The sequence below is a fragment of the Rhodococcus sp. NBC_00297 genome, from assembly GCF_036173065.1.
In the GTDB taxonomy this organism is placed as follows: Bacteria; Actinomycetota; Actinomycetes; order Mycobacteriales; family Mycobacteriaceae; genus Rhodococcoides.
In genome coordinates this window covers 4,499,169-4,518,350 of record NZ_CP108041.1, presented here as the reverse complement: position 1 = coordinate 4,518,350, position 19,182 = coordinate 4,499,169, and the positions used below count along the sequence as shown (strand labels likewise).

Annotated in this window: 18 protein-coding genes, 1 tRNA gene, 1 other RNA gene and 1 pseudogene; 5 read left to right on the top strand and 16 right to left on the bottom strand. The window is 68.2% G+C overall.

The window, feature by feature from the left end:
* Nucleotides 1–38: 38 nt before the first annotated feature.
* From OG947_RS21285 to prfB, 15 genes and pseudogenes are all read right to left on the bottom strand, one after another.
* On the bottom strand, nt 39–833 hold the full coding sequence (locus OG947_RS21285; protein ID WP_056447886.1) for a DUF1295 domain-containing protein: 795 nt from the start codon (nt 831–833) through the stop codon (nt 39–41).
* Nucleotides 830–2,125 carry an SAM-dependent methyltransferase gene (locus tag OG947_RS21280; protein WP_027506806.1) on the bottom strand — a complete coding sequence of 432 codons (1,296 nt, stop codon included), beginning with the start codon at nt 2,123–2,125 and terminating at the stop codon, nt 830–832. The genes OG947_RS21285 and OG947_RS21280 overlap by 4 nt, the downstream gene beginning before the upstream one ends.
* The gene (locus OG947_RS21275; protein WP_056448067.1) at nt 2,122–3,396 is read right to left on the bottom strand and encodes an SAM-dependent methyltransferase; all 1,275 of its coding nucleotides are present in this window, start codon (nt 3,394–3,396) and stop codon (nt 2,122–2,124) included. Before OG947_RS21275 ends, OG947_RS21280 begins: the two co-directional genes overlap by 4 nt.
* A gap of 156 nt (nt 3,397–3,552) precedes the next feature.
* Nucleotides 3,553–4,179: pseudogene (locus tag OG947_RS21270) on the bottom strand (DUF1365 domain-containing protein); the annotation flags it as partial.
* 41 nt (nt 4,180–4,220) lie between these two features.
* Nucleotides 4,221–5,519, bottom strand: coding sequence for an NAD(P)/FAD-dependent oxidoreductase (locus OG947_RS21265; protein WP_328812820.1), 1,299 nt, complete (start codon nt 5,517–5,519; stop codon nt 4,221–4,223).
* Nucleotides 5,520–5,578: 59 nt separating this feature from the next.
* Complete coding sequence (locus tag OG947_RS21260) at nt 5,579–6,235, bottom strand: alpha/beta fold hydrolase (RefSeq protein ID WP_328812819.1); 657 nt, start codon at nt 6,233–6,235, stop codon at nt 5,579–5,581.
* A 122-nt stretch (nt 6,236–6,357) separates the two neighbouring features.
* Nucleotides 6,358–6,728, bottom strand: a transfer-messenger RNA (tmRNA) gene (gene ssrA, locus OG947_RS21255).
* Nucleotides 6,729–6,790: 62 nt separating this feature from the next.
* On the bottom strand, nt 6,791–8,308 hold the full coding sequence (locus OG947_RS21250) for an SDR family oxidoreductase (RefSeq protein WP_051613594.1): 1,518 nt from the start codon (nt 8,306–8,308) through the stop codon (nt 6,791–6,793).
* Nucleotides 8,309–8,377: 69 nt separating this feature from the next.
* Nucleotides 8,378–9,247 (bottom strand): DMT family transporter, encoded by an 870-nt coding sequence (locus OG947_RS21245; RefSeq protein ID WP_155957108.1) that lies wholly within the window; start codon nt 9,245–9,247, stop codon nt 8,378–8,380.
* Nucleotides 9,244–9,717, bottom strand: a complete 474-nt coding sequence (gene smpB, locus OG947_RS21240; protein ID WP_027506811.1) for an SsrA-binding protein SmpB — start codon at nt 9,715–9,717, stop codon at nt 9,244–9,246. The genes OG947_RS21245 and smpB overlap by 4 nt, the downstream gene beginning before the upstream one ends.
* An 87-nt stretch (nt 9,718–9,804) precedes the next feature.
* On the bottom strand, nt 9,805–10,710 hold the full coding sequence (gene ftsX / locus OG947_RS21235) for a permease-like cell division protein FtsX (RefSeq protein ID WP_027506812.1): 906 nt from the start codon (nt 10,708–10,710) through the stop codon (nt 9,805–9,807).
* 69 nt (nt 10,711–10,779) lie between these two features.
* A complete protein-coding gene (ftsE, locus tag OG947_RS21230) occupies nt 10,780–11,469 on the bottom strand; it encodes a cell division ATP-binding protein FtsE (RefSeq protein ID WP_328812818.1) in 690 nt (229 codons plus the stop codon).
* Between the two features lie 53 nt (nt 11,470–11,522).
* Nucleotides 11,523–11,975 carry a hypothetical protein gene (locus tag OG947_RS21225; RefSeq protein ID WP_328812817.1) on the bottom strand — a complete coding sequence of 151 codons (453 nt, stop codon included), beginning with the start codon at nt 11,973–11,975 and terminating at the stop codon, nt 11,523–11,525.
* Nucleotides 11,972–12,796: a mechanosensitive ion channel family protein gene (locus OG947_RS21220; protein ID WP_328814084.1), complete on the bottom strand. Its 825-nt coding sequence runs from the start codon at nt 12,794–12,796 to the stop codon at nt 11,972–11,974. The genes OG947_RS21225 and OG947_RS21220 overlap by 4 nt, the downstream gene beginning before the upstream one ends.
* A 66-nt stretch (nt 12,797–12,862) precedes the next feature.
* Entirely contained in the window at nt 12,863–13,978 is a 1,116-nt protein-coding gene (prfB, locus tag OG947_RS21215) for a peptide chain release factor 2 (protein ID WP_027506816.1), read from the bottom strand.
* A 57-nt stretch (nt 13,979–14,035) separates the two neighbouring features.
* Between prfB and OG947_RS21210 the strand changes: the two genes are divergently transcribed.
* From OG947_RS21210 to OG947_RS21195, 4 genes are all read left to right on the top strand, one after another.
* Nucleotides 14,036–14,860, top strand: a complete 825-nt coding sequence (locus OG947_RS21210) for an inositol monophosphatase family protein (protein ID WP_051613595.1) — start codon at nt 14,036–14,038, stop codon at nt 14,858–14,860.
* Between the two features lie 39 nt (nt 14,861–14,899).
* Nucleotides 14,900–16,318, top strand: coding sequence for an acyl-CoA dehydrogenase family protein (locus OG947_RS21205; protein ID WP_027506817.1), 1,419 nt, complete (start codon nt 14,900–14,902; stop codon nt 16,316–16,318).
* 31 nt (nt 16,319–16,349) lie between these two features.
* A complete protein-coding gene (locus OG947_RS21200) occupies nt 16,350–17,570 on the top strand; it encodes an acyl-CoA dehydrogenase family protein (protein ID WP_056447862.1) in 1,221 nt (406 codons plus the stop codon).
* A gap of 102 nt (nt 17,571–17,672) precedes the next feature.
* Complete coding sequence (locus OG947_RS21195; protein ID WP_328812816.1) at nt 17,673–17,882, top strand: hypothetical protein; 210 nt, start codon at nt 17,673–17,675, stop codon at nt 17,880–17,882.
* A gap of 99 nt (nt 17,883–17,981) precedes the next feature.
* Here OG947_RS21195 and OG947_RS21190 read toward each other — a convergent pair.
* Nucleotides 17,982–18,058: transfer RNA gene (locus tag OG947_RS21190), tRNA-Met, on the bottom strand.
* 462 nt (nt 18,059–18,520) lie between these two features.
* Between OG947_RS21190 and OG947_RS21185 the strand changes: the two genes are divergently transcribed.
* Nucleotides 18,521–19,051: a transglycosylase family protein gene (locus tag OG947_RS21185; protein WP_222628530.1), complete on the top strand. Its 531-nt coding sequence runs from the start codon at nt 18,521–18,523 to the stop codon at nt 19,049–19,051.
* Nucleotides 19,052–19,182: the final 131 nt, after the last annotated feature.

Here is a 19,182-nt window from a genome sequence, read left to right as displayed (position 1 = left end):
TCCTCGGGGCTGCGTGCGTGACCGGAAGTCGGGCCCGCTCAGGCCTTGCGGGGCGGGAGCGGAACGAAGTAGCTGGTGCGCTGCTGGTACTCGCGATATCCAGGCCGCTCCGCCATGTGCTGCTCGAGCAGCCGCGCACCCGTCGCGAACACGAGGAAGTACGTCATGGCAACCGGCGAGAGGACGGTCAGCACACCGGGCCAGTGCGCCGCGGAGACCAGGAAGATGCCCCACCAGACACAGGCATCACCGAAGTAGTTGGGGTGGCGCGTGTACCGCCACAAGCCCCGGTCCATGATGGTGCCCTTGCGGGACGCGTCCGCCTTGAAGGCGTCCATCTGACGATCCCCCACCGTCTCGAAGACGATGCCCAGGACCCACAGAGCGACGCCCACCGCAGAGACGACGCCGAACGATCCGTCGGACACGGCGGCGACCTGCACCGGCAGCGACACGAACCACAGCGCGACACCCTGCGTGAGATAGATCTTGCGGATCGCGTACACAGCGGGGCTGCCCGGCGCGTTCGACAGCATCTTCTCGTACCGCGGGTCCTCGCCCTTGCCCCGTGAGCGGCGGAACATCGAGACCGCGAGACGGGTGCCCCAGGCTCCGACGAGCACCAGCATCAGCACTCGCCGCCACCCGTCGCCAGACCCGGCCAGTGCCGCGGCGATCGCCACCGCGACGAAGCCTGCCCCCCAGCTCACGTCGACCACGTTGTGCCGACCGATACGGAAGCCGACGACCGCGGTGACGGTGAGGACAACCGCCACCGCCAGCAGGGAGAACGCCGACACGACGGCCAGATCGGACCAGGAGAAGTCCGTCATCCGTGCGTCCGCACCAGCGGCATCGAGGACACGCCGCGGTCGTCGGGGCGGACGGACAGGATCTGGTCGACACCCATCCGGCCGTCGCGGAACGCCATTCCGCCGCCCACGAGGTACAGACGCCACACCCGCGCCACCTCGTCTCCGACGAGTGCGACCAGATCGTCCCAGCGGCTCTCGAAGGTCGCGTACCAGGCGTCGACGGTGCGGACGTAGTGCTCGCGCAGGGCGTGCACGTCGCGGACCTCGAGACCCGACTCCTCGATCATGGCGACCGTCGCACCCACGGGCCGCATGTACATGTCGGGGGCGATGAACGACTCGATGAAGGCACCGCCGCCAGGGTTGTCCCCCGCCTTGCGCGACATCTGCTGCACCAGCACCCGGCCGCCGGGCACCACGTTGTCGTGCAGCGCCTTCGCGTAGATCGGATAGTTCTTCTCGCCGACGTGCTCGCCCATCTCGATGGACGCGACGGCGTCGAAGGGGCCGTCGGGCACCTCTCGGTAGTCCTGGATGCGGATCTCCACCCGGTCCTGCAGGCCGCGGTCCGCGATGCGCTTGTCGATGAAGGCCTTCTGCTCGCGGGAGATGGTGACGCCGACGACCTGCGCGTCGAAATGTTCCGCCGCGTGCAGGCTCAGCGACCCCCATCCGCACCCGACGTCGAGGAACCGCATTCCGGGGCGGCCGAGGCCGATCTTGCGGCACACGAGGTCGAGCTTGTCGCGCTGCGCGTCCTCGAGGCCGTAGTCGGGCGAGTCCGACGTCCAGTAGCCGCTCGAGTACGCCATCTGCGGGTCGAGCACCATCTCGTAGAACTCGTTCGACAGGTCGTAGTGGTGGCTGATCGCCGCGCGATCGCGCACCAGCGAGTGCAGCCGACCCTTGATGACCGCCTGCGAGGCGGGGGCGGGAAGAGGGCGGGCCTGCTTCACCCCGACGACACCGAGCGACGCCGCGGTGCGGACGAGCTCGACGATCGCCTTCGGGCTGGGCCGCACGGCCGTCAGCCGACGGGTGCGCACCACGTCCCACACGTGCGTCAGCGCCTCGTCGAGGTCACCTTCCACGTCGAGTTCACCGGTGACGTACGCCTGAGCAGCACCCAGTTCCCCCGGGCTCCACAGCAACCGTCGCAGGACGTTCGGGCTGTACAGCGTCACCTTCGGCGCGTCGGTGGGGCCGGCGGTCGAGCCGTCCCACGCAGTCAGGTGCACCGGCAGCGCGCCGCCGACGAAGGGGGCGATCAGGTCTTCGAGCCGTGCGGCCACGGTGGGGGTGCCGGTCATCGGTCGCTCCTTCGTTCGAGCAGGATCTGCTGGACATCGATGTAGCCGGAGCCGAAACCGGCCTCGGAATAGCAGAGGTAGAAGTGCCACATGCGGGCGAACACGTCGTCGAAGCCCAGCATCCGGGCCTCCTCGGCGTGCGCGTGGAAGCGCTCGTCCCACAGGCGCAGGGTGCGGGCGTAGTGGTCGCCGATGGACAGACGCTCTCGCACGCGCAGCGTCGTCTCCTTCTCGGTGATGCTCTCGATCGCGCGGATCGACGGGAGGAACCCGCCGGGGAAGATGTACTTGTGTACCCACGTGTACGTGTTGCGCGTGGCCAGCATGCGCTCGTGCGGCATGGTGATGGCCTGGATCGCCACCTTGCCTCCGGGGGCGAGCAACGAGTCGATGGTGCGGAAGTACTCGCCCCAGTACTGGTGTCCCACGGCCTCGATCATCTCGACGGACACGATCGCGTCGTACTCGCCGTCGACCAGCCGGTAGTCCAGGAGATCGACCTGGACCCGGTCGGCGTGGCCGGCGGCGTCGATGCGCTTGCACGCGAGTTCCAGTTGCTCGGTGGACAGGGTCACCGACCGCACCGTGGCACCGCGTTCGGCGGCGCGGATGGCGAGTTCGCCCCAGCCCGTGCCGATCTCCAGAACGCGTGTTCCCGCGGTCACCCCCGCGCGATCGAGCAGTCGATCGATCTTGGACCGCTGGGCGGCGGCGATGTCGTCCCATCCGGGCTGCGGGGTCAGCGACGGGAACAGCGCACTCGAGTAGGTCATGGTCTCGTCCAGGAACAGTTCGAACATCTCGTTCGACAGGTCGTAGTGGCGCGAGATGTTCGAGCGCGTGTTGCTCGTGGTGTTGGTCTCGGAGACCGGCTGCTTGGGGATGTACAGGCCGCGCAGGCGTTGCAACCACTTCGGGATGAGGGTCGCCATGCGTTCGGCGAAGACACCGAGTGCCGCCGTGAGGTCGGGCGCGTCCCAGTCGCCGGCCATGTAGGCCTCACCGAATCCGATGAGCCCACTCTCCCCCACGCGCGCCGCGAAGTCGCGTGGGCGGTGGATCGTCATCACCGGGGCGGTGGGATCGTTCGCGCCACCTCCGATGACGACGCCGTTCGGCATCTCGACCCGGATCGCGAGATGTTCTGCCGCCCTGCGGAAGAGAGCGTCGGCGACGGGCGCGGCGAGGCGCGCCTTGACGGTGACCGGCGCCGTCGCGATGGAGGGCCAACGTTCGGCGTCGACGGTCGATGCCACGGCGTACTGAGTCATCCTGGTGCCTTCTGATCGAGGGGGTACTGCCGAGCCGAGCGGAGTGGAGAGCGGACCGTGCCGGTCCACCACGGCGGGTACGTCGCCGCGCACCGGCGGACGCGGAACCGTGCGGAGCCCACGCGCCCACAACCCGATCCCCTGACGCCGGATGCGCGCGGTGACCACGTGCGGGGCGAGGGGGGCTCGTGCGAGAACGCCCAGGACGCGGCCCGTCGTCGCGGGGCGTCCGGTGCCGGACATGACCGCGACGAACGGGGGGTGCCCGTCCCGGAGCAGCGTGATCGACAGGGCGAGGGAGCCGTCGGGCTCCGGGAGGCGCATCGCGTACTCCCCGCTGACGTCGTTGAACGGCGAGACGTAGAACTCCTTGGGCGTGCGCGCCGCCCCGCGCGCGTCCGTGTCCAGCAGGTAGCGGTGACGTTCGCCGTAGGTGTTGTGCACCTCGGCGACCACGTGCTCGACGCGGCCGGCGACATCGTGCAGCCAGTAGACCGTCAGGGGGTTGAAGACGTACCCGAGAACACGAGCGTTGGTCAGCATCGTGATCCGCCCCGCGACGGGTACCCGGCCGTGTGCCCGGAGGAAGTCGTCGAGGTTGGCCCGCAGCGTCGCCGACGGATCGCCCACGTGGTCGGCGGCGTCGATCTTCGCGAACGGCGCGAGCGGGCCGGGCAGCGACGGGAGTGCGTCGATGTCGACGAACCACGAGTAGCTGCGATACGTGAACTCGTTCTCGATCGGCTCGCGCCGCACGTGCCTGATGGAGGTCTCGTAGATCATGGCGGTGCGAGTACCGGCAGCGGCGCGGGTGTCGACGGCGGTCATGCCCAGACCCCGCCCAGACGTTCCGCCGCGCGCAGGCCCGAGGCCGCACCGTCCTCGTGGAAGCCCCACCCGTGGTAGGCGCCCGCGAAAGCGACCAGGTCGGTGTCGAGCTCGCCGAGTCGCGCCTGCGCGGCGACCGACTCGGACGTGTAGAGGGGATGCTCGTACCGCATCGTCTCGAGCACGGCGGACGGGTCGAGTGCGGCACCCTCGGCCGTGGGATCGTCCTCGTCGCCCAACGTCACGAGGTACCGGGAGCCGGTGTCGGGCAGCCGCTGCAGCCGTGACATGTCATAGGTGACCACCACTCCGCCCGGCGCCGCATCGCACGCCGGCATGCGGTAGTTCCACGAGGCGCGGGCACGCCGCAGACGCGGGAGCACGCTCTCGTCGGTGTGGAGCCGAGCCACGTTGGGCGAGTACGGCATGGCACCGAGAACGAGGTGCTCCGTCGAGGTGGGCTCAGCGAGCATCTTCAGCGCCTGCTGGGGATGCGTCGCGACGACGACGGCATCGACCGTCTCCGTGTGCCCGGAGGCGTCCTCGATCTCGACCGACTGGTCGCCCCGCCGGATGGCGGCCACCGGTGTGCCCGAACGGATGTCGGCAATCGTCTCGGCGACACGCTCGACGTAGCGGGCGGATCCACCGGTCACGGTGCGCCAGGTCGGCGAACCGCCGACGCCGAGCATCCCGTGATGCTCGAGAAACGAGAAGAGGTACCGGGCCGGGTAGTCCAGGGCCCGTGACGGCTCGCACGACCACACGGCGGACACGAGGGGCGTCATGAAGTGCGATTCGAAGTACTGCGAGAACTCGTGCCGGGCAAGCACATCGGCGACCGTCGCATCATCGTCGTCGGACGCGAGCAGCGCACGGGCGACACGGTGGAAGCGGGTGACCTCGAGCAGCATCCGCAGGTAGCGACCGCGGACCACGCTGCCGGGGCCGGGGATCAGCCCGGAGAGGCCCTGCCCACCCGAGTACTCGAGCCCGCATCCGTCGCAGCGGATCGACATGCTCATGTCCGATTCCTGTGTCGGAATGTCCAATTCGCGAAACAGTCGCTGCAGTGTCGGGTATGTCCGGTCGTTGTGGACGATGAAGCCCGTGTCCACGGGCAGATCACCCTGCGGGGTGGACACGACGTGGGTGTCCGCGTGACCGCCGAGACGGCCGTCGGCCTCGTACAGCGTGACGCGAGCAGTCTTCGACAGCACGTACGCTGCCGTGAGGCCGGCGACGCCGGCGCCGACCACGGCGATGCGCCGGTCGGTGTGAGCATCGTGAGCCATGTGTCTTCTCCCTACGTGATGCGATCGGCCGGCCGCTGTGCGTCGGACCGCTCGCAGTGTCACTCGGGTTTCGTAGACGACACCTCGCGCGATTGGTCGACGACGAACTCCCGTACCCGCCGCGACCATGTCCGCGGTGATCGAAGCATGAAGTGACCCGCTCCCGCCATCGGAACGAACAAGGCGTCGACACCGCGCGCGGCGGCGCGTTCGGTCGCGGCGCGGGACGCGACGGGGTCGGTCCACCGGTCGACGGTGCCGTGCAGGACCAACAGGCGCTGATCGGCGCGCAGGGTGTCGGTCTCCCTGCCATCGGGCCACCACGGCGCCAGCGCGACGAGAGCCACCACGTCGGGGTGCCCCGCGATCGCTGCTGCCGTGCGACCGCCCATGGAGTGACCGAGCACGGTGATGGGAGTCCCCGGTCCGTACGTGTCGCGGATCTGCTCGCACGCCCACCACGCGTCCGCGACGGGACTGCGGTCGGCGCCGTTCCAGCCGCGGTACCGGTACTGCAACTGGGTCACCGCGACCGATGGCCCCGTCGCGCGCCGGAGCATGCGCGTGAAGGGGACCATGCGCAGAGCCGACAGCTGCCACGGACGGGCACGGTCGTGGCTGGTCACCTTGCCGCCGTGCAGAACCAGCACCGTGGAGTCGGCGGGCCCGGACCGGAGCCCGTGCAGAGTCGGGGCCGCGACGTCGTCAACACTCATGGTTCTTGATTCGGGGCGCTCCGGCCGCTGGATGCCTGGCAGTGGCGAACGTCGCGCCCTCACTGCCGGACGTCAGGGGGGTGACACGACGACGGCCGGACACCTGATGGTGTCCGGCCGTTCGGTGGAGCTGCCGGGAATCGAACCCGGGTCCTGTGTCGGTTTGCCAGGGCTTCTCCGTGCGCAGTCTGCTAAGCCTCTACTCGGATCTCCAGATCTCGCAGACAAGCCTGGATGACGATCCCAGCCACTGTTTGATGTCCCACATCACTCCGTGACCGAGTGATCAGGTGAGCCCTCTAGCTGATGCCAGTACCCGACCCGAGGGCAAGATCGGACTGACAGACACGCAGTCGCTACTTAGGCAGCGAGTGCGTAGTCGCGCTGATTGGAATCGGCGCTTATATTTTTGCGATGACGCTTGCGGTGGTCTCTCGCCTGCACCGGCACGCTTCCCCTGACTAGACGCACACAGTCGAAACCGTTCAGCCCCTTTCCTCCGCTGTGGCGAAGTCTCGTTCCACCGGTCTTCCCGGTGGACACGTCAGTCTAACGTCATCCGACGCGGGTTTCATCCCGTTTGTCACCGGTGTCGGCCGCGCGTTCGGCCTTGCCCGTGATGTTCTCGAGCATTCCGCGGAAGATCACACCGTGGAACGGCATGATGGCGAACCAGTACAGCCGTCCGCCCAGCCCCCGCGGGAAGAAGATCGCGCGCTGCTCGTAGCGGGAGCGGGTCCCGCCGTCGCGCGGAAGGACGCGCAGTTCCAGCCAGGCACCGCCCGGCGCCTTCATCTCGGCGCGCAGACGCAGCAGCGACCCGCGCTCGATCTCCTCGACGCGCCACCAGTCGAGCGCCTCGCCGTTGACCAACCGACGTGGATCCCGACGGCCGCGCTTGAGTCCCACGCCCCCGACGATCTTGTCCATCCAGCCGCGGATGACCCAGGCAGCGGGGAACGAGTACCACCCGTTCTCACCACCGATGCCCTCGACGACGTCCCACAGCAGTTCCGGTGGCGCGTTGCAGTCCTGCGCACGTTCGTCGACGTACACCACCTCGCCGGCCCAGTCCGGGTCCGACGGCAGCGGATCGGAGGGGGCGCCGGCATCGGTCGCGTTGGACCACGTGGTCTCCACCTCCCCGTCCTCGATGCGCCGCAGCGCGAGGTGCACGGAATCGGCGAATGTGGTCAATCCACCCTCCGGCGGAGGGACGACCGTGTCGATGTCCTGTTCGTGGGCGATGGCGTCGTACTGCAGTGACTCGATGAGGGGCATGGCCAGTCCGCGTGGGATCGGCGTGACCAACCCGATCCAGTGACCGGCGAGTCGGGGAGTCAGCACCGGCAACACCAGCATGCGACGCTTGCGCAGACCCGCCACACTCGCGTACTCGTTCATCATCTCGCCGTACTGCAGGACGTCCGGCCCACCGATGTCCCAGGTACGGGACGTCTCGAACGGAGCGGTCGCCGACTCGATCAGGTAGTGCAGCACGTCGCGGACGGCGATCGGCTGGATCTGGTTGTGCACCCACTTGGGGGTCGTCATGACGGGCAGTCGATTGGTGAGGTGCCGGATCATCTCGAACGACGCGGATCCGGAGCCGATGACGACACCCGCCTGCAGCACCACGGTGAAGACGCCGGACTCGATGAGGATCCGGCCCACCTCGGCACGCGATTCGAGGTGCGGGGACAACGCGCCGGTCACCGGGTGGAGGCCGCCGAGATACACGATGCGCTGCACCCCGGCGGCCTTCGCCGCTTCGGCCACGTTCTCCGCACTCCGACGCTCCGCCTCGGCGAAGTGGTCGGATCCCCCCATGGAGTGGACGAGGTAGTAGACGACGTCGACGTCCCGGAACGCGTCGTCCAGCGACTCGCGATCACTCAGATCGCCCTGCACCACCTCGACGTCCGCAGCCCACGGCACGTCGCGAAGCTTCTGAGGCGACCGGGCGAGGACGCGAACCCGGTAGCCGGCCTCCGTCAGTCGCGGGGCGAGTCGACCGCCGATGTAGCCCGTCGCTCCGGTGACCACGACACGGGCGCCTGCTTCGGTGTTCATGCACTCCATTCGTAGCAGAGGAGCACCTCGAGTGTGGCGCCCACCCGGAGCGAAGCTACCGCCAGGTGGTCAGGCACCCGCGGTGATCAGCCCGACCGCGCCCAGGGCGATGACCATGCCGACGATCTGCACCTTGGCCACCCGCTCCCCCAGCATCACCATGGCCAGCAGCACGGTCGCGGCGGGATACAGCGAGGCGATCACGCTGACGAGGGACAGCAGCCCACCCTGGAAGGCATAGAGCAACGCGGCGTTGGCGGCGACGTCCAGAAGAGCGATCCAGGCGGCCAGCTTCAGAACGCCGCCACGGGGGAACGAGAACATGCCGGTGCCGAGGGCGACCGCCCACACGAGGGCGGTGGCGGTGACCCGGTTCGCCAGCAACGGCCACAGACCCGCGTCGTCCTCCCCGGCCCGGTCGAGAAAGATGAACGTCAACGCGAATGCCAGACCGGAACCGACGGTCAGCCATGCCACCCGGGGCGTGAATCGCAGAGTCCGTCCGCCGGCCACGTCACCTGCGGCGTCGTCGGGTGATTCCTTGCTGACCATGAGCACAGCCACCAGCGCCAACGCGATGCCGATGTATGCAAGGACGCCGGGTCGCTCGCCCAGGACGAGCCCGACGCCGACCGGTACACCGGCCACCAGAACGGCCGTGATCGGCGACACGACGGCCATCGGCCCGGCGGCGAGTGCCAGGTAGAACCACCACACGGCGACACCGCCGGCCAGTCCGGACAACGCACCCCACACCACGGACGACGCGGTGAGAGTGCCTCCGACGAACGGCATCACCGCCGCCACGACGAGTACCGAGACCGGGTACGAGACGATCACCACGCGCAGCGCGGCTACGCGTCGGGACGCGACTCCTCCGACGAAGTCGCTGACGCCGTACCCGAGCGCCGCGATCAGCGCGAGGACGATCGCGGTCAGCGCATTCCCTTTATGCGACGACCGAGTTCACGGGTGACCTCGCGTTCCGCCGTTCGGCGAGCCAGGTCCTGACGCTTGTCGTAGTCCTGCTTGCCCTTCGCCAGGGCCAGCTCGACCTTCACCTTGCCCTCGTTGAAGTACATGGAGAGCGGTACCAGCGTCATGTTGCCCTCACGCGTCTTGCCGATGAGGACCTCGATCTCCCGCTTGTGCAGCAGGAGCTTGCGGTTGCGCCGCGGCGCGTGGTTGGTCCAGCTTCCCGCCATGTACTCGGGAATGTGCAGGCCGCGCAGCCACACCTCGCCGTCGTCGACGGTGGCGAAGGCATCGGCCAGCGACGCCTTCCCGTCACGCAGGCTCTTGACCTCGGTGCCGACGAGGGCGACTCCGGCCTCGTAGACGTCGAGGATCGTGTAGTTGTGTCGCGCTTTGCGATTGGTCGCAATCGCCTTGCGACCTTTCTCCTTCACAGCTGGAACTCCTTCGGGCGCGGGTGGACGTGACTTCTGACAACCATAAGGACTCCGTCCACCCGTTTGTTCCGGGTGCCGGGTGCGCTACTGCCGGACGTACAGGCGCAGGGTGATGTAGGAGGTGATCGTGGCCATGCCGACGCCGACCAGAAGCAGGATCGGCGAGACCAACAAGACGTCGCTCGTCGTCACCCGAGCCAGGATGTTGGCCTGGTACAGGTCGTCCAGCACCGAGTCGATGAACGCCGCCTTGGCGGTGAACAGTCCGGCGATGGCGAGCACCGCACCCACCAGCGATGCCGCGATGGCCTCGAGCAGGAAGGGCAGCTGCGTGTACCACCGCGTGGCGCCGACCAGGCGCATGATGCCCACCTCGGTCCGACGGGTGAACGCGGCGATCTGCACCATGTTGGCGATCAGCAGTACCGCCGCGACGGCCTGGACCACAGCCACCGCGAACGCGGCGTTGCGGACGCCCGCGAGGACGCTGAACAGCCGGTCGACCAGTTCGCGTTGGTTGAGCACGCTCTGCACACCCGGCCGCGCCCCGAACTCGTCGTTGATCACGCCGAACCGCTCGGGATCGCTGAGCTTCACCTTGAACGACGCGGGGAAGCTCTCGGGTGACACCAGGGACGCCAGCTCCGGCTGATCCTTGAAGACGCGATCGGTGGCGTCGGCGACGGCGTCCTCCCGGTTGAGGTACTGCACCGACACCACGGACGGCGTCGATTCGAGGTCCGTGCGGAGGCCGGCGCAGATGCCCGAGGTGCAGTCCGGGTCGGTGGTCGAGATGTCGTCGGTCAGGAAGATCTGGACCTCGACGCGATCCAGGAAGATCTGCTGCGTCTTCCCCGCCATCTGCACGACCAGCAGGCCACCACCGAACAGACCGAGGGAGATGGCGGTGGTCAGCACCATCGCGATGGTCATCGTGATGTTGCGGCGCAGTCCGGTGAGAACTTCGCCGAGAAGGAAACTAGCGCGCACGGTTCACACACTTTCTTCGAGAGGTCGTTGCGCCGAGGCGCGAGGAGGGGACGGAGCCGAGAGCGGGATCTAACGACCCACGCCGTACACCCCTCGTGCCTCGTCGCGGACCACCCGGCCGTTGTCGAGCTCGACGACGCGGCGACGCATCGAGTCGACGATGTGGTTGTCGTGAGTGGCCATGAGGATGGTCGTGCCCGTGCGGTTGATGCGCTCGAGCAGCAACATGATGTCCTGGCTGGTGTCGGGGTCCAGGTTGCCGGTGGGCTCGTCCGCGAGCAGCACGAGCGGCCGGTTCACGAAGGCGCGGGCCACGGCGACTCGCTGCTGCTCACCGCCGGACAGCTCGGACGGGAGACGATCCGCCTTGCCGGACAGGCCGACCAGCTCGAGCACCTCCGGCACCGTCCGCTCGATCACCCCGCGCGGCTTGCCGATCACCTCGAGGGCGAACGCGACGTTCTCCGACACCGACTTGTTCTGCAGCAGGCGGAAGTCCTGGAAGACGCATCCCATGCTCTGCCGCAGCTTCGGCACTCGCCGCCCGACGAGCTTGTTCACGTGGAAGTCCGCCACCGTGATGTCGCCCGAGGTCGGCATCTCCTCGCGCAAGAGCAGGCGCATGAAGGTCGACTTGCCCGAGCCCGACGGCCCGATGAGGAAGACGAACTCGCCCTTCTCCACCTTCACCGACACATTGTCCAGCGCGGGTCGAGTCGAGGACTTGTAGGACTTCGAGACGTTCTCCACGCTGATCACGGGTCGCCAGTGTAGCCGCGCGTCCCGACGGTGCCGCTACAGCGACGCGCGGGTCAGTTCGTTCCGCTCGGCAACGGCAGACCGGGGATGGTCGGCAGCTGGAACCCGGGCGCTCGCGTCGTCGTGCCGGTGGTGGTCGTGGGCGCCGGCGCGGTCGTCGTGACACCGTCCTGCGGCGAGGCCGGATCGGCTGTGGTCGGCACGGGCGTCGTGGTCGACCGGAACGTGGTGGTCGTCGGGGCGTAGGTCTCCGCCGGGGGCGGCGCCTCGGACGACGACGGTGCGGGCGGGACGTACACCGGCGAGTTCTCGTTGAGGGTCGGGTCGAAGCGCACGTTGTTCCACAGCACCAGTACTGCCAGGAAGGCGAGCACCATCACCACGGTGGTCGTGCGGAAACGGCCGAGGATGCGCGCCGGTATGCGCGACATCCACCCGGGGCGGAACGTCGATCGCGGAGCGTCCGGGTGCTCGGTCGCCGGGCTCTCGGGTTCGTTCGAGGTCACAGTTCGCCTCCCACGGGACGGTCGGCGGAGAGTTCGGGCGAGACGGTGATGCCGTCGTTGCGCAGTGTCAGAGCGATGCGCGCGCGGAGCTCACGTCCCACCTCGAACTGCTTGCCCGGCAGGGTGCGGGCGACGAGGCGCAGGTTGACCTGGTCCACCTCGATGCTCTCGACACCCATGACGGTGGGCTCGTCGAGCAGCAACTCGGTGAGCCGACCGTCGCGGTAGGCCTCCTCGCCCACCGACTTCAGCAGCTCGGTGACGCGGGACAGGTCCGCGGACGGCGGCACCGGCACGTCGATGACAGCGCGCGCCCAGTCCTTCGACAGGTTGACCGCCTTGACGATCTGCCCGTTGGGCACGGTGATCACCTCGCCCTCGGCCGACCGCACCCGCGTGACGCGCAGTGTCACGTCCTCGACGGTGCCGATCGCGTCGCCCGCGGTGCCGGTGATCGCGAGCTGGACCACGTCGCCGTACCCGTACTGACGCTCGGTGATGATGAAGAACCCGGACAGGATGTCCTGGACGATGCGCTGGGCACCGAAACCGAGCGCGGCACCGAGCACGGTCGCCGGAGCCACGAGGCTGGTGATCGGGAAGCCGAGGCGCTGCAGGACCCGGATGGCGACCAGCACGTAGATGAGTGCCACGACCACCCAGGTGACGACCTGCGCCACCGAGTGGCGGTGTTTCGCCGCCTCGGTGCGCACGAGCGCGTCGGTCTGCTGGTAGGTCCGGTCGATGCGGCCGGTGATCTTGCCGCCGGCCCACCCCACCGCCCGCGCCGCGAGCATGCCGCCGAGGATCCACAGGATCATCTCGAGGAAGTTGTTCTGGAGCCAGAAGACGAAATCGGGAGGCAGTGGCCAGAAGGCGCTCACCTGTTACTCCTGCTCTGCACGCATACGCCAGCGGATGCCCGACTCGATGAAGCCGTCGATGTCACCGTCGAGCACCGAGGACGGGTTGTTGACCTCGTACTCGGTCCGCAGATCCTTCACCATCTGGTACGGGTGCAGGACGTACGAGCGCATCTGGTTACCCCAGGAGCTGCCGCCGTCGCCCTTGAGGGCGTCCATCTCGGCGCGCTCCTCCTTGCGCTTGACCTCGAGCAGCTTGGCCTGCAGCACGCGCATGGCGGACACCTTGTTCTGCAGCTGCGACTTCTCGTTCTGGCAGGTGACGACGATGCCGGTCGGAATGTGTGTGAGCCGCACGGCGGAGTCGGTGGTGTTGACGGACTGACCACCCGGTCCCGACGAGCGGTACACGTCGACACGGATGTCGTTCTCGGGGATCTCGATGTGATCGGTGGTCTCGACGACCGGCAGCACCTCGACCTCGGCGAAGGACGTCTGGCGGCGACCCTGGTTGTCGAAGGGGCTGATGCGCACGAGACGATGCGTGCCCTGCTCGATCGACAGAGTTCCGTAACTGTAGGGCGCCTTCACCGCGAAGGTGGCGCTCTTGATGCCGGCCTCCTCGGCGTACGAGGTGTCGTAGACCTCCACGCCGTATCCGTGCTTCTCGGCCCAGCGGATGTACATGCGCATCAGCATCTCGGCCCAGTCCGCGGCGTCGATCCCGCCGGCGCCGGACCGGATGTTGACCAGCGCGTCACGCTTGTCGTACTCACCCGACAGCAGGGTCCGCACCTCGAGCAGCTCGACGTCGGTGTGCAGGGAGACGCGCTCGGCGTCCGCCTCCGCGAGCGCCTCGGCGGCGGCCTCGCCCTCTTCCGCCTCGGCGAGCTCGTACAGCACCGGAAGATCGTCGAGCCGCTGGCGCAGTGCCTCGACCCGCCGCAACTCGGTCTGCGCGTGCGACAACGCGCTGGTCACCTGCTGGGCGTGGTCCTGGTCGTTCCACAGCTCGGGGTCGGCAGCCTGGTGTTCGAGCTCGTCGATCCGGCGACGGAGTTCCTCGATGTCGAGCACCGACTCCACGGTCTTGAGGGTGGTGTCGAGTTCGGCGATGTCAGCGGATACGTCAGGATGCACGCGCCCGAGGTTACCGGCAACGACCGACGGGCCCGCACCGCAGTAACGTCCTGTGCCGTGACCGACCTCGCCGACGATCTCACCCTCGCCCTCCGTCTCGCGGACGCGGCCGACGCCATCACCACGGCGCGATTCCTGGCCGTGGACCTGCGCATCGAGGACAAGCCGGATCTCACACCCGTCTCGGACGCGGATCTGGCCGTCGAGACCGAGATCCGGCGGCTGCTCGGCGAGGTCCGACCGGGCGATGCGGTGTTGGGCGAGGAGTTCGGCGGCGACGCCGTCCTCTCCGGGCGTCAGTGGGTGCTCGATCCCATCGACGGCACCAAGAGCTTCGTCCGCGGTGTGCCGATCTGGGCGACGCTGGTCGCGCTGCTCTCCGACGGCGTGCCGGTCGTGGGAGTGGTCAGCGCTCCCGCTCTCGCGCGGCGATGGTGGGCGGCCGACGGGCTGGGAGCGTTCGCACGCTTCGGTGCCGGCGAGCCGCGACGGTTGTCGGTGTCGTCGGTGGCGTCTCCGTCCTCGGCGAGCCTGGGATTCTCCAGCCTCAGCGGGTGGAAGGACGCCGGTCTGCGAGAGAACTTCCTGGATCTGACCGACGAGGTGTGGCGCGTCCGCGGCTACGGCGACTTCCTCTCGTACTGCCTGGTCGCCGAGGGATCGATCGATGTGGCCGCCGAGCCCGAAGTATCACTGTGGGACCTGGCTCCGCTCGACGTGCTGGTACGGGAGGCGGGCGGCCGTTTCACCGCTCTCGACGGTGCGGCGGGGCCGCACGGAGGCAGTGCGGTGGCGTCGAACGCGCTTCTGCACGACGCCGTCCTCGGGCGCCTGACGCGCCGACCTTACTCGACGGTAGACACCGAACTTACCGGCGAGTAAGATAGGTCCCGTCCACGACCGAACACCGAGAACAGCTGGGTGATCATGACGAAGAACGACAGCGCCCCCACGACCAAGACCGATGCGTCTCGGCGCCCGGTGCGCGACACGTCAGCGGTCGGGCTCAACCCGATCCGACGCGACGCCATCGGAACCGCGATGCGCGTGCTCACCAAGCTCTCCGGCTCCGACCTGGCCGAGAAGTACAACCTGCGCCAGACGATCGACCGTGTCACGTACGAGAGCACGAAGACCGGCTTCAAGACGCTCGGTGCCGCCACCCGGACCTTCTCCAAGGTGTCCGGCGGAGGCAAGCCCGAGCGTCTGCCCGAGTCCTCGACCAAGGGACTCGACTACTTCGACCTGACTCCCGACGACGAGCAGAAGATGATCGTCGAGACGGTGCTCGAGTTCGCCGAGGAGATCATGCGCCCGGCAGCGCACGATGCCGACGAGGCCGCGGCATCGCCGGACGACCTCGTCGCTCGCGCCGCCGAACTGGGCATCACCCTCATCAACGTCCCCGAGAACCTCGAGGGCGCGGCCAGTGAGCGCGGCGCCGTCACCAACGCCCTCGTCGCCGAGGCGCTCGCGTACGGAGACATGGGCCTGGCCTTGCCGATCCTCGCCCCCAGCGGCGTGGCGGTGGCGCTCACGCAGTGGGGCACCGAGACTCAGCAGAAGACGTACCTGCCGTCCTTCACGGGTGAGAAGGTGCCCAGTGCGGCTCTCGTCGTGAACGAGCCGCGCGCGCTCTTCGACCCGTTCGCGCTGCAGACCAAGGCGGTCCGCTCCCCCAGCGGCTACAAGCTCACGGGCGTCAAGAGCCTCGTGCCGTCGGCCGCCGCCTGCGAGCTGTTCATCGTCGCCGCCGAACTCGACGGCCGTCCCGCTCTCTTCATCGTCGAGTCGGACAGCGCCGGGTTGAGTGTCGAGGCGGACCCCAGCATGGGTCTGCGTGCAGCGGGCATCGGCCGACTGCATCTCGACGGCGTCGCCGTACCCGAGGCCAACCTGCTGGGCGACGGCGACGCGGACGCCCACGTGTCCGACTACACCGACGCCATCCGGCTCGCGCGTCTCGGCTGGGCGTCCATGGCCGCCGGCACATCGAAGGCCGTCCTGGACTACGTGGTCCCCTACGTCAACGACCGCACCGCGTTCGGCGAGCCGATCAGCAACCGTCAGGCCGTCGCCTTCATGGTGGCCAACATCGCGATCGAGCTCGACGGTCTGCGCCTGGTCATTCAGCGTGGTGCGTCCCGTGCGGAGCAGGGACTGTCCTTCGCACGCGAGGCCTCGCTCGCCCGTCGACTCGCGACGGACAAGGGCATGCAGATCGGCCTCGACGGTGTCCAGCTTCTCGGCGGACACGGTTTCACCAAGGAGCACCCGGTCGAGCGCTGGTACCGCGATCTCCGCGCCGTCGGCGTTGCCGAGGGCATCGTCCTGATCTGATCCGACACCCCACCTTTCGATTGGAACTCTCATGATCAATCTCGAACTTCCTCGCAAGCTCAGGGCGTCGGCCAACCAGGCTCACCAGGTCGCGGCCGAGATCATGCGCCCCGTGTCGCGCAAGTACGACCTGGCGGAGCACGCCTACCCGGTCGAGCTCGACACCATGGCCGCCATGATCGAGGGCATGAGCGACGCCGGCGGTGAGATCGGCGGCGCCAAGGGCGGCCGTGAGGCCAAGGGCGACGCTCCGAAGCCGAGCAAGACCGCAAATGCCAACGGCGGCAACATGTCCGCTCTGGTCAACGTCATCGAGACCTGCTGGGGCGACGTGGGTCTGACCCTGTCCATCCCGTACCAGGGCCTCGGCAACTCCGCCATCGCCGCCGTCGCCACCGACGAGCAGCTCGAGCGCTTCGGCAAGGTGTGGGCCTCGATGGCCATCACCGAGCCCTCGTTCGGTTCCGACTCGGCCGCCGTGAGCACCACCGCGGTACTCGACGGTGACGAGTGGGTCCTCAACGGCGAGAAGATCTACGTCACGGCCGGCGAGCGCTCCACGCACATCGTCGTGTGGGCCACCGTCGACAAGACCAAGGGCCGCGCCGCGATCAAGTCCTTCGTCGTCCCGCGGGACGCGCCGGGCCTGTCCGTCGCACGCCTCGAGCACAAGCTGGGAATCAAGGCGTCCGACACCGCAGCCCTGCTCCTCGACAACTGCCGCATCCCGAAGGACAACCTCCTGGGTTCCCCGGACGTCGACACGGACAAGGGCTTCGCCGGCGTCATGCAGACGTTCGACAACACCCGTCCTCTGGTCGCCGGCATGGCCATCGGAGTCGCCCGTGCAGCGCTCGAGGAGCTCCGGTCGATCCTGACCGACGCCGGAGTGGTCATCGATTACGACGCTGCCACCTACAGCCAGTCGGCCGCTGCTGCGGAGTACATCCGGCTCGAGGCCGACTGGGAGGCTGCTTACCTGCTCGCTCTCCGCGCTGCGTGGATGGCGGACAACAAGGAGCCCAACTCGCTGCAGGCGTCGATGTCCAAGGCGAAGGCAGGCCGTAGCGCCACCGACATCACGCTCAAGGCGGTGGAACTGGCCGGCACGCTCGGCTTCTCCGAGCACCTGCTGCTCGAGAAGTGGTCACGCGACTCGAAGATCCTCGACATCTTCGAGGGCACCCAGCAGATCCAGCAGCTGATCGTGGCTCGCCGCGTGCTCGGGAAGACGTCCGCCGAGCTGAAGTGACGGCCACACGACCCTGAGAAAGGCCCGGCACATGTGCCGGGCCTTTCTGCGGTTCTGGCAAGCTGGAACGGACGAAGCACGGCGAACACGAGGGAGACTGCCATGTCGGACTGGGCGAAGAAGATCGAGGACAAAGCCAAGGGCCTCGTCGCGGAGGCCGAGGTGGGCCTCACCCACCTCGAGGGTGCGGACGCCGTCGATCTGGACGAGACGGACGACTCGGGGGACCGTACGGACGCCGGCGGGGACGTCGACGAGAACGACGCGCCCAGCACGGGCATGACGTCGGCGGATCCCGACGTCTCTCACTGAGCACCAGGCACCGACGTCGCTCTGATCCGATCGAGTCGACGCCGGTGTCTGCGGCAACGCAAAAGGCCCGACAGTCTGAGACTGTCGGGCCTTTCGTGGTGGTAGCGGGGACAGGATTTGAACCTGCGACCTCTGGGTTATGAGCCCAGCGAGCTACCGAGCTGCTCCACCCCGCGTCAGCATCGAGAACCTTTCGGCTCCGTCTGCGGTGCAAGCTGTACTGCGTTCTTGCTGAACAAGAAGTTACCGGACGGCGTCGGTGAATTGCAAATCGCCTGCTGAGCAACGAGATCGAGCCTCGGAGGGTGACCGCGGTCTCTTTTCACCCGTGTTCCCCCTCACATAACGATGGGGTCACGAAGAGGACACGAGACGGTTGTCATCCGTCATGACCTGCAGAGATGTCACAAACCCACCATCTCGCCCGTTTCCGACCTCGCCGGAGGGCCGGGTGACGGCTCGTGATTGTTTCGTTACCGTCGCGCTCGGCCCGAAACAAGGGCCAGGCCGACCCGCCGCTGGATTCTTCTGCCCCGCGGGATCGGAGACCCGACTCGATGGGGGCAGGGATTCGAGCGAATGCAGGCGTCACTCGCCTGCGCGCTCACGTCGACCAGCGCTGAGAGGATCTACCCCGCATGACCACTGCACGTAACTTCACCACCCGCGCGCTCGGATGGGCCGCCGTCACCGGCGCCGTCGTCGCCGCACCGCTCGTCCTGAGCACCGGAACCGCCTCCGCAGCACCCGCCCACAACTGGGACGGCGTCGCACAGTGCGAGAGCGGCGGCAACTGGGGCATCAACACCGGCAACGGCTACTACGGTGGCCTACAGTTCTCGCAGAGCACCTGGGCGGCCAACGGCGGCTCCGGCACCGCGTCCAGCGCCTCCAAGGCCGAGCAGATCCGCGTCGCCGAGAACGTTCTCGCGACCCAGGGCGTCGGCGCATGGCCCACCTGCGGCCAGTACCTCTCGTCGGGCACCACGTCGGTCGCCGAGGCGCCCGCGCCGGCACCCGCTCCCGCGCCTGCTGCACCCGCCGCACCGGCACCCGTGCAGTCCGTCGTCGAGCAGGGCGCAGCACTGGCCCAGCAGTACGGCGTCGGCCAGCAGTACCAGGACTTCGTGGCCGCCAACTCCGGCGTCCTCGCGGGCCTCGCTCGCTAGAGCATCCTCTCGAACGTCCGAAGCGGGCGCACCCGATCATCGGGTGCGCCCGCTTCGTCGTGTGCGGGGCGTCTGCTGGGGCCCTGGTGTCGCCGCACCGGCCCCGCGACGCGATCTGCACCCTGTGCTCG

What these genes read in the sequence shown, in the direction of transcription:
- OG947_RS21250 (WP_051613594.1), bottom strand. Translation starts at nt 8,308, where the DNA reads ATGAACACCGAAGCAGGCGCCCGTGTCGTGGTCACCGGAGCGACGGGC.
- OG947_RS21200 (WP_056447862.1), top strand. Translation starts at nt 16,350, where the DNA reads ATGATCAATCTCGAACTTCCTCGCAAGCTCAGGGCGTCGGCCAACCAG.
- OG947_RS21275 (WP_056448067.1), bottom strand. Translation starts at nt 3,396, where the DNA reads ATGACTCAGTACGCCGTGGCATCGACCGTCGACGCCGAACGTTGGCCC.
- OG947_RS21220 (WP_328814084.1), bottom strand. Translation starts at nt 12,796, where the DNA reads ATGATCCTGTGGATCCTCGGCGGCATGCTCGCGGCGCGGGCGGTGGGG.
- OG947_RS21260 (WP_328812819.1), bottom strand. Translation starts at nt 6,235, where the DNA reads ATGAGTGTTGACGACGTCGCGGCCCCGACTCTGCACGGGCTCCGGTCC.
- OG947_RS21280 (WP_027506806.1), bottom strand. Translation starts at nt 2,125, where the DNA reads ATGACCGGCACCCCCACCGTGGCCGCACGGCTCGAAGACCTGATCGCC.
- OG947_RS21185 (WP_222628530.1), top strand. Translation starts at nt 18,521, where the DNA reads ATGACCACTGCACGTAACTTCACCACCCGCGCGCTCGGATGGGCCGCC.
- OG947_RS21285 (WP_056447886.1), bottom strand. Translation starts at nt 833, where the DNA reads ATGACGGACTTCTCCTGGTCCGATCTGGCCGTCGTGTCGGCGTTCTCC.
- OG947_RS21265 (WP_328812820.1), bottom strand. Translation starts at nt 5,519, where the DNA reads ATGGCTCACGATGCTCACACCGACCGGCGCATCGCCGTGGTCGGCGCC.
- OG947_RS21195 (WP_328812816.1), top strand. Translation starts at nt 17,673, where the DNA reads ATGTCGGACTGGGCGAAGAAGATCGAGGACAAAGCCAAGGGCCTCGTC.